This window comes from Comamonas sp. B-9 (assembly GCF_000410635.1).
In the GTDB taxonomy this organism is placed as follows: Bacteria; Pseudomonadota; Gammaproteobacteria; order Burkholderiales; family Burkholderiaceae_C; genus Comamonas.
In genome coordinates, this window is the sequence record NZ_KE148552.1 from 29,601 (window position 1) to 39,386 (window position 9,786).

Here is a 9,786-nt window from a genome sequence, read left to right on the forward strand (position 1 = left end):
AACTACTCTCTTCTTATGGGCAGCCAACGCAGAGCTTCGTTTGCAGCTGCTGCCGGATGGCGACATCAAGCCTAGCCAGTTTATGGATAATACTGTATGAATATACAGTATTTTTATATCGCCATCGAAGGCACTAGGGTGAGCACTATCACCACTTTCAGGGATTGACACCGTCTAGCACACACCGCACATTTAAATGTCAACATATGTAAAAAGCTTATGAAGGTGTACTAAATGGCCATGAACCAGTTTTTATGTGCGGGAGCGTTTGCAGCATTGGCTTCCATAGGGGTGCACCACAGTGCACATGCACAGGCGTTTACAGAAGCTTTTAACGACATCAACACCCTGGTTAGTGGCGGATGGGTAATGAGCAATGCCAGCGTGGGAGTCGGGTCCACCGGCTGGTTTCAAGGCAATCCGCCCACTGCAGGTGGTCCTTTTGACGCACAAAGCGGCGCTGCCAATGCGTATATCGGAGCCAATTACAACAACACTGGCAGTGTCGGAACGATCAGCAACTGGCTGCTCACGCCTAATCGAACCATACGCAACGGCGATGTGCTGACTTTTTATACAAGAAAGCCCTCCCCGGACACCTACGCCGATCGCTTGGAAGTGCGTCTCAGCACGAATGGGGCCAGCACAAATGTCGGCAGCGGCACTGGCGTGGGTGATTTCACGACGCTGCTGATGAGTGTCAACCCTGGCCTCACCTTGGGGGTCTATCCAACCTCCTGGACGCAGTACACCGTCACCGTTTCGGGCCTGCCAGCCCCCACGTCCTCGCGCATGGCCTTCCGTTATTTCGTTACCAGTGGCGGGTTTTCCGGAACGAACTCTGACTACATCGGCATCGACACTGTGAGCTATACGCCCTATGTCTGCCCTTCTGTCGTGCTGACGCCTGCGGGCGCCCTTGCTGGAGGCAGCGTGGGCCAAAGCTACAGCACCACACTCAGCCAGAGTGGCGCGCTGGGCGCTCCAAACTTCGCCGTCACCTCGGGGGCACTGCCACCAGGTTTGACGTTGTCGAGCAGCGGCGCCATTTCTGGCACCCCCACAGCCGCCGGAGCCGCCAACTTCACGGTCACGGCGAACGATGCGAGCGGTTGTTCGGGCGCCCAGCCCTATTCCATCTCTGTGGAACAGGGATTGCAATCCATTAGCTTCCCATCGCAAAGCCCTGCCAGCCAGCTGTACACACCCGGGGGCAGCTTCTCGATCAATCCTCAGGCAAGCGCAAGCTCCCTCCTGGCCGTGAGCTATGACAGCAGCACGCCAGCGGTCTGTACGGTGGCAGGCACCAATGTCTCCATCAACAGTGGTGGCATCTGCACACTCGTCGCACAGCAAGCTGGGGATGTGAACTACACAGCTGCGCCGTCCCAGTCTCAGAACGTCACCATTGACAAGGCAGCGCAGACCATCAGCTTCAGCTCGTTCATCCCCGCCAATGCCAAGGTAGGCGGCAGCTATACCGTTTCAGCCGATGGTGGCGCCTCTGGCAACGCCGTTAGCTTCTCGATCGACAGCGGCAGCCTTTCAGTCTGCAGCATCAGCGGCAACCTGGTCTCCTTCAATGGCGCCGGCAACTGCAGCATCAACGCGAACCAACTGGGCAACGCCAACTACAGCGATGCCACCCAGGTGCAACAGACGGTCGCTGTCGCTCAAGGTGGATCGGGCATCAGCATCAACTCCAGCCAAAACCCTTCACAGCCGGGTCAGAGCGTGACGTTCACGGTATCGGTAGCCTTTGATCCCAACAAGACCGCTGCTCTGCAGGCAAAAGCAGCGCCAGTGCCCACGGGAACGGTCGAGATCCTGGACGGCTCCACATCACTGGGGAGTGCTGCACTCGTAAATGGCGTAGCCACCATCAATGCCGTACTGCCTGCTACTGCCGGAGCGCACAGCCTCGTTGCCAGTTACAGCGGCGATGCCAACTACCCAGCACTCCAGAGCGAAGCCTTTGTCCAATCCGTTGTGGCAGCAGTGCCAATGGCGGTGCCTACGCTGTCCGCATGGGCCGCACTCAGTTTGTCCGCCCTGCTGGCACTTGTCGGACTCACTGCAGTTCGCAGACGCCCTGGCGCATAAGCGCAGCAAGCCACCCCAACGGGGTGGCTTGCTGCCATCTCTTCACCACTTCGACCACCACCGACCATTTTGCCCAGGCCCCTGCCATGCACACATCCCTTCACCTATTGCGGCGCGCATCGCTTTTTCTCATCGCACTCTTATGTACTGCGCTTGCCCATGCAGCCACACTGACGACCACGTATAACGCAGGCAATAACCATCGAGGCAATATGTTCGATGTCATGGCCAACCAGGCCATTGCCATTACGCAGTTTGATATGTCGCCGATGGGAAATACGGATTATGAAATCTACTACCGCATCGGCACCTGGGTAGGCCATGCCAATTCGCCTGCTGACTGGACCTTGTTGCAAACAGGACCGGTATCGGCAAATGTGTCAGGTACAGGTGTACCGGTAGCACTGGAGACCCCCTTAAGCCTGCTTGCCAATGAGACATATGCGTTCTACATCACGTCTACATCGACCAATGTCAGCTTGAATTACAGCGATGGGATCAACGTCGGAAGGCTTTTTGCGTCAGACAGCGTGTTGTCATTTTTCGAGGGAGGCGGTATGGAATACCCCTTTACCAACAACACGGGAGCGGTATACCAACCTCGGGTCTGGAACGGTGCCATCCACTACGACGTCGTGGGCCCCGCCAGCCGCCTGGCCGTCAAAACACCTGCCACCGCAACCCAAGGCACGGCGCTCGATTTCAGGGTGACCGCCCTCGATGCCGTAGGTTACCAAGTGCCGAGCTATACCGGTACGGTGCAATTTTCCAGCTCGGATGCAGCTGCGACGCTGCCGGTCAGTGCAACACTGGTGAATGGCCAGAGCACATTCTCGGCAACATTCCTCACCACAGGTACACAGACTATCGTAGCTACAGATATAGTCGTCCCCGGCATCGTCGGCACATCCAACAATACACTTGTTGCAGCAGCGCCGGTTCCTGATGCCCCGACCATCACTTCGGCCGTTGCAGGCAATGCAGAGGTAGAGCTGAGCTGGTCCGTACCTGCAGACAATGGTTCGGCCATCACGGAATATGTTGTGACGGGTCTGCCCCAGGGCAACTGCACATCGGTGTCGACAAACTGCCTGATCACCGGTCTGACCAACGGCACCCCCTACACCTTTACGGTGGTGGCCAAGAATCTGGGCGGCAGCAGCGCCGCCTCAGCTGCAAGCGTTGCCGTCATCCCCAGCGCAGATTTGCTCTTTTCTGGCGCCGGTCCCACCATTACTTTGCCCCAAGGCGCCATAGGCCAGAACTACAACGCACCGATACAGGTCAGTGGTGGCCTGCTCCCCTACAGCTTTGCACTCAGCGGTAACCTGCCTGCAGGCCTCAGTCTCAACACCAATACCGGCGTGATCAGCGGAACGCCCACTACGGTGCAGACGGAAGAGTTCAGCATCACGGTCACGGACAGCGTAAGCGCGCAACAGTCCTTTGATAAGGCGGCGGCTGTCCATACCGCAACGCAGAGCTTCAGCATTACCATCACGGCAGCGCCCGTGGCATCAACGCCAACACCTGTTCCTGGCCTGGGCACCTGGGGTCTGCTGGCGCTGTCGGCCTTGCTGGCACTGCTGGGCATGGCGCGGGACCGTGGCCGGTTCAAGGCTTGGTCGCTCTAAGCGGTCCATAAGGTCTGGAGATTGGGCGTCGCCTCAGCGCTCCAGACCAGCGCAAACTGCGCGCCATCAAAATTTTCAGCATGCCGGGAATAATCCCGGCAGGCCATCCGTCTACAGAGGTGTTCCTCCACCCAACCCTGAAAGATGGCCGCCATGAAAACCCCTTATGCATCCCTGATCGCTCTGTCACTGGCCGCGCTGCTGGCCCCGTTGGCCCAGGCTGAGCCGGCGGCCAAGATGGCCCATGGCATGCTGGTCAATGCCAGCGGCATGACGCTCTACACCTTTGACAAGGATGTGGCCGGCAGCAACAAGAGCATGTGCAACGGCCCCTGCATCGCGCTGTGGCCAGCCCACGCTGCGGCAGCCGATGCCAAGCCCGAAGGCGACTACAGCATCATCACCCGCGACGACGGCAGCAAGCAGTGGGCCTACCAGGGCAAGCCGCTCTATACCTATACTGCGGACAAGAAGGCCGGCGACGCCACGGGCGACAACTTCAAGGACGTCTGGCACGTCGTTAAGTAAGCGCTGGCTGCTGCTGATTCCCCTCCTCACCCCCGGACCCCACTGCCCCATGCGCGCACAGGACGAAGCGGAGATTGTGGCCTGCATCCCCAGCCTGCGGCGTTATGCGCGCGGGCTGGTCTCGGACCCCGACCGCGCCGATGACCTGGTGCAGGACACGCTGGAGCGCGCCTGGTCGCGCTTGTCGATGTGGCAAAAGCGCAATGAGCTGCGTGCCTGGATGTTCGGCATCATGCACAACCATTTTATCGACCGCCTGCGCGCCCAGCGCAGCCGGCCCGAAGACAGCGCAGGCGACGAGCTGCCCGAGCTGCCCCAACGGGCCCAGCAGACCGATGCGCTGGAAGTGCGTGACCTTGACCGCCTGCTGCAGCGCCTGCCGCCCGAGCAGCGCGAGGTGCTGCTGCTGGTCAGCGTCGAGGAGCTGAGCTACCAAGAGGTGGCGCAGATCACCGGCGTGCCGCTGGGCACGGTGATGTCGCGGCTGTCGCGGGCACGCGCCCGGCTGCGCGACGAGATGGCGAGCCCAGGCCAGAGCAAGGAGCAGGACAAAGTCAGCCATGCAGCGCAAAGAATTCAACGGGTGAAGTGACCATGGACCAGCCCAACCTCAAAGCCCTGGACGCCAGTCCCATGCCGCCGGTGACCGAAGCCGATCTGCATGCCTATGTGGACCGGCAACTGCCCAGCGCACGCCACCTCCAGGTCGAGCAGTACCTGAACGAGCACCCGGAAGAACGCGCCCGTGTGCAGGATTGGCAGCAGCAGAATGCGCGGCTGCGCGAGTTGCTGGCACCCGTGATGGACGAGCCCTTGCCGATGGGCCTGCCGCTGCGCCCCACGCACAGCAGCCTGCCCTGGCGCAGCCTGGCTGCGAGCTTGCTGGTGGCGGTCGTCAGCGCGGGGGCAGCCTGGTCAATCCGCGGCGCAGTCGATGCCAAGGCCATCCAACTCGCGATGGCGGGCCAGCCCGCAGCCACCCGCCCACCAACCGCCCAGCCCCAGCTGCTGCCCGCCAGCGGCGCAGCCTTGAGCGGCTTTGCCCAGCGCGCTGCGATAGCGCATGTGGTCTTCAGCCCCGATGTGCGGCGCCCGGTAGAGATTGGCGCCGAGCAGGAGCAGGCGCTGGTCACCTGGCTGACCAAGCGCATGGGCACCCAGGTGCGCCCACCTCCGCTCAATGCGCTGGGCTACCGTTTGATGGGCGGCCGCCTGCTGCCCGGTGACAGCGGGCCGGTGGCGCAGTTCATGTACGAGACCGAGGCGGGCCTGCGCCTGACCCTGTATGTGACCCGCGAGGTGAGCAGCCAGAGCGATGCACAGTTCAAGTTTGGCCAGGACGGCCCTGTCAACGTCTTCTACTGGGTGGAAAACCACCTCGGTTATGCCATCTCGGCCTGGGCCGACCGGGCCGAGCTGATGCGCGTCTCGCAGGCCGTCTACCAGCACCTGCAGCAGGACTGAATGGCCACACTATCGCTGCCAACTGCCACGCCATCCCACATAGCCTCCGGCCTTTGCATCGCCAGGGCGAGAACCATGCGCACGCCCCAGGCCTTTGGGCACGAGCTGCAGTCGCCCACTGGGCAGCCCATTTTTGCCAATAAGGCGGGCAGACATCTGCCGCCCGCTCAGTGACACAGCCTGCAGATGCTGCGCTCAGAGCCCGCCGTCAGTGATGCTGCCAACGGGCGATCAGGCCTGGGCGTTCCGCTGTAATAAAGCCGCTGCCCTTGCGGGCGGCGCATGCAATACGTCTGTGGGACTGGGAGTGAGCAGCATGCGCGCGGCATGAAACCGAATCAATCCCCCAGTGGCTTGGGATGCTGCATCGCTGCCAGCCGGCGGTATTTCTCAAAAGTCTTGCTGATATCGGTGGAGACCGAAGGCACATAGCGCTTCGCTTTCTCGCCGCGATGGGCCACCAGCGGACGAGTCGGCATGGTCAGCATCGGAAATGATGGCTGGTTTTGCATACCCAACTCCTTTCACAAAAGACTTCTTAATCGATTCAGTCAATGACTTAAGAATGTAAGCCTTGCTTGCGCAAAGTCAAGCTACGGACCGGCCCGGGCTTCGTCATGGTTGTAATTAATTGCAAACCGGATACGGAAAAGCGGTGGCGCGGCAACGCCGATCTGCCGATGCTCCAGGTTAGAAATTGCTGACAATCCATTTCAAAAATTTCATACAGAATCCCTGGTCTCAAGATAGCCACCAGGGTCTGTGTCCCCAGGTTGGCCTTCCACGATGGGAGGTTTTCCATGCCAGCGCTTATCCAGGTTCGATCACCCCAGTCTTCATCGCCCAGCCAGCTCAAACTGGGCAAAGGCCAGACCCTGATTGGCCGTGGTCAGGGCTGCGGTTTGCGCCTGGATGACCAAGGGGTCAGCCGAGACCATGGCGCCTTCAGCTACTACATAGGCGTGTTGGTGGTGGAGGACCACGACAGCACCAACGGCATCTTCGTCAACGGCACCAAGGTCAAGCGCCAGGTGCTCTACACGGGCGACCGGGTGACGGTGGGGCCCATCGAGATCTACATCCAGAAGGGCTCGGCGGCGTCGACCTCGGAAGGCGCATGATCGCTGCTGGCCGCGCCCCAGCGCCGCAAGCAATCGGGCAGGTGCGCAAGCCGTTTTATTTTTGCGACAGATCGAGAATCAGGTCGATGAAGCCTGCAGAACCGGGCAAGCCTGATGATAATTATTACGATTAGCCACAATTGTGGCTTGTTTTAACGATTAACCAAGCCAGGCTTCCGTCCAGCTCGAAGACAGGCGTCTGCGTTAGAAATGGGTTTGTCCATGAGATCTATTTTTGTTCGGGCGCAAGGCCAGTACCGGTTATGCATCGGCGCGGTGCTGCTGTCAGCGGCCGCCGGCCCCAGCCTGGCCCAGTCCTATGTGTACGCGCCCAGCACGCTGTCGGGTATCGATGGCTGGGTCGCAGGCTGGATGAGCAATCGTCCGCCAGGCACGCTGACCCAGGACTGGTATCCAGGCTCTGTAGAGGGCAGCACGGGCACCGATGCAGTGGAGGGCCCCACGCATGACAGCACATTCCTCTCGAGCACGGGCCCGCAGCGTTTTGGCGCAGGCTTGAGCGCCAGCCCCGACCCCACTTTTCCAGATTTTCAGATCATCTCCGGCCTCAGGACCAGCACGGCCGATGCGGCAATGGCCGACCAGCAGTACATCGAGTTCCCATTCACCACCGGCACGATGCAGTATGCGGACGCCACCGCATCGGCGGCGTTGTTTTATGTCAATGCGGTCGTCACGGCCAAGCGCTGGAACCTGAACAACAACGCGCACCCGCGCGCCTTTGGCTATGCCGCTTTCGTGGTGGACGCTGGCGGCCATCCGGTCAGCGAGCTGTTGCCGCAGATAGCCGATGTCAGCATGGTGCACGGCGATGGGTTTGAGTTTGTCCGCCCCTCGGATGGCCCTGGTCCCGGCATCACGCTGCAACCCGGCACCCCCTACGCCTTGCGCTTTTACCTGTACCGCACGGCAGCCAACACCGATGGGCGCGCATCCTGGGACGACACCTTGTTCACGATGAGCCGCCAGACCTTGGCAGAAATCATCGTCAGCGCCAGCGCCGTCACGGCCATACCCGCTGGCGCCCAGAACGACTACAGCTACAGCTTCAACGTCTACAACAACGGCCCCGACCCGACCCGCGCCGTCGTCTCTGACCCCTTGCCGACGGCGGCCAATGGCGCCAGCGCAAGCTGGTCCTGCATCGTGCAGCCTTCCGGCCTGCCATGCGCCACCCCTTCCGGCATGGGTCCTATCGGCGCCGTGGTTCAAGCCTTGAACGCTGGCGACACCGCCGTCTATACCGTGACCTGGACCGGTCCGGGCATCACGGCAGCCAGCACACATACCGTGACCGCACAGCCCCAAGCAGGCAGCCCCGCCGATCCGATTAGCACCAACAACTCGGCAGATCTCGCGCTGGTCCCCCCCACCATCACAGCGCAGGACGATGGGGTGACCTTGACCAGCAACACCGCCAGCGCTGCAACGCCGGTGGCCACCAACGACAGCAGCACCGGTGGGGTGGTGGACCCGGCCTCCGTCACCCTCGCCACGCCACCCACAGCAGGCACCGTCAGCTGCGAGGCAGGCGTTTGCACCTATGTGCCGCCTGCGGGTGGACTGACCAGCCCGGTGAGCTACCAGTACAACATCTGCCTGGCAGCGCCCAACCAGGCGGTCTGCGCGACGGCCACCGTGCGCGTGTCGGCGCCACAGCCCCATGCCGTGGCGACCAACCCAACACCGGTACCGACAACCGGGGCGTATGGCCTGTCACTGCTGGCCTTGCTGCTGGGCTGGCTTGGCATACGCCAGCGCCGCCAGTCCAACAGCGCGTGACGGCAGCCGTGGCCGAGCGCTCAGCGCGAGGCCCCTGAGAGCGCCAGCACGACGCCAAAGCCCAGCAACAAGCCACCAAACGCGCGGTCAATCCAGTGGCGCGCCGCCAATAGGCGGCTGCGCACAGCACCCGCCGAGAAGCACAGCCCCACCAGGCTGAACCAGGCGATATGCGCCAGCGAGATAAAGGCGCCATAGCCCAGTTGCACGGCCAACGGCGTCTGGGGCTGCACCACCTGCAAGAACAGACTGACCATGAAGACGGTGGTCTTGGGATTGAGCGCATTGGTGAGAAAACCTGTGCGCAGCGCCGCCCTATCGGACAGCGGCGCGAGGGGCAGCTCGGCCGAGGCCTGCGCAGGCTGGCTGCGCAGCATCTTCAGCCCCAGGTAGACCAGATAGGCGGCGCCCAGCAGCTTGATCGCGTTAAAGAGCCATAGCGACTGCTGGATCAGCAGGCCCAGGCCCAGCAAGGTATAGGCCACATGGACCAGCACGCCCAAGCCAATGCCCACAGCGGTCAGCACGCCTGCGCGCCGCGACAGCAGCAGGCTGTTGCGCGTCACCATCGCAAAATCTGGCCCCGGGCTGATGACAGCGAGCAAGGTGATGGTGATAACAGCTAACAATTCGGTCATCGCGTATCCTGTGCAACAGTAAAAACTGCTCGCATGGTGCCTGCAAATATGCGCCATGAAAAACGATGATTTCTGACAGCCATGGTGAGCCTGGTTCACCACTCACCGACAGCCGCCTGCCCTCCCTGCTGGCGCTGCGCTGCTTTGAGGCTGCAGCCCGGTTGGAAAACTTCAGCCGCGCTGCAGACGAGCTGCACCTGACCCATGGCGCCGTCAGCCGCGCCGTGCGGCTGCTGGAAGACGACCTGGGCCTGGCGCTGTTCGAGCGGCGCAGCCGGCGCGTCTTTCTGACTGCCGAGGGCCGCGCATTGGCCCAGGCCGTTGGCCAGGGGCTGGATCTGATGCGCCAGGGCGTTGCCGATTTGCGCGCCCGCGCGCGCCAGCAGCAGCGCTGGGTGCTGTCCTGCGAGCCGACCTTGCTGATGCGCTGGCTGATCCCGCGCTGGCCAGACTTCCAGGCGCGCCACCCCGGGCTGGAGCTGCACCTGGTCGCAG

General features: G+C 61.8%; 10 protein-coding genes. 8 read left to right on the forward strand and 2 right to left on the reverse strand.

Translation table 11 applies throughout. The features are described from left to right. Nucleotides 1-234 precede the first annotated feature (234 nt). From H928_RS30760 to H928_RS0109860, 5 genes are all read left to right on the forward strand, one after another. A complete protein-coding gene (locus H928_RS30760) occupies nucleotides 235-2,103 on the forward strand; it encodes an IPTL-CTERM sorting domain-containing protein (RefSeq protein ID WP_084635751.1) in 1,869 nt (622 codons plus the stop codon). Nucleotides 2,104-2,189: 86 nt separating this feature from the next. Then, nucleotides 2,190-3,737 carry an IPTL-CTERM sorting domain-containing protein gene (locus H928_RS30765; RefSeq protein WP_158400505.1) on the forward strand — a complete coding sequence of 516 codons (1,548 nt, stop codon included), beginning with the start codon at nucleotides 2,190-2,192 and terminating at the stop codon, nucleotides 3,735-3,737. 153 nt (nucleotides 3,738-3,890) lie between these two features. Beyond that, nucleotides 3,891-4,265, forward strand: coding sequence for a hypothetical protein (locus H928_RS0109850; RefSeq protein WP_021026344.1), 375 nt, complete (start codon nucleotides 3,891-3,893; stop codon nucleotides 4,263-4,265). 49 nt (nucleotides 4,266-4,314) lie between these two features. Next, nucleotides 4,315-4,857, forward strand: a complete 543-nt coding sequence (locus tag H928_RS0109855) for an RNA polymerase sigma factor (protein ID WP_021026345.1) — start codon at nucleotides 4,315-4,317, stop codon at nucleotides 4,855-4,857. 2 nt (nucleotides 4,858-4,859) lie between these two features. After that, nucleotides 4,860-5,729 carry an anti-sigma factor gene (locus tag H928_RS0109860; RefSeq protein ID WP_021026346.1) on the forward strand — a complete coding sequence of 290 codons (870 nt, stop codon included), beginning with the start codon at nucleotides 4,860-4,862 and terminating at the stop codon, nucleotides 5,727-5,729. Nucleotides 5,730-6,067: 338 nt separating this feature from the next. Here H928_RS0109860 and H928_RS32245 read toward each other — a convergent pair whose 3' ends face one another. Next, nucleotides 6,068-6,241, reverse strand: a complete 174-nt coding sequence (locus H928_RS32245; protein WP_021026347.1) for a hypothetical protein — start codon at nucleotides 6,239-6,241, stop codon at nucleotides 6,068-6,070. Between the two features lie 288 nt (nucleotides 6,242-6,529). Between H928_RS32245 and H928_RS0109870 the strand changes: the two genes are divergently transcribed. Both H928_RS0109870 and H928_RS0109875 read left to right on the forward strand, forming a co-directional pair. Then, complete coding sequence (locus tag H928_RS0109870) at nucleotides 6,530-6,850, forward strand: FHA domain-containing protein (protein WP_084635753.1); 321 nt, start codon at nucleotides 6,530-6,532, stop codon at nucleotides 6,848-6,850. 222 nt (nucleotides 6,851-7,072) lie between these two features. Further along, nucleotides 7,073-8,653 (forward strand): IPTL-CTERM sorting domain-containing protein, encoded by a 1,581-nt coding sequence (locus H928_RS0109875; protein WP_158400507.1) that lies wholly within the window; start codon nucleotides 7,073-7,075, stop codon nucleotides 8,651-8,653. A gap of 20 nt (nucleotides 8,654-8,673) precedes the next feature. Here the strand turns inward: H928_RS0109875 and H928_RS0109880 are convergent, their stop codons facing one another. Further along, the gene (locus H928_RS0109880) at nucleotides 8,674-9,291 is read right to left on the reverse strand and encodes a LysE family transporter (protein WP_021026350.1); all 618 of its coding nucleotides are present in this window, start codon (nucleotides 9,289-9,291) and stop codon (nucleotides 8,674-8,676) included. A gap of 65 nt (nucleotides 9,292-9,356) precedes the next feature. Between H928_RS0109880 and H928_RS27010 the strand changes: the two genes are divergently transcribed. Continuing rightward, on the forward strand, nucleotides 9,357-9,786 hold a 430-nt coding region (locus H928_RS27010), incomplete at its 3' end, for a LysR family transcriptional regulator (protein ID WP_043339493.1).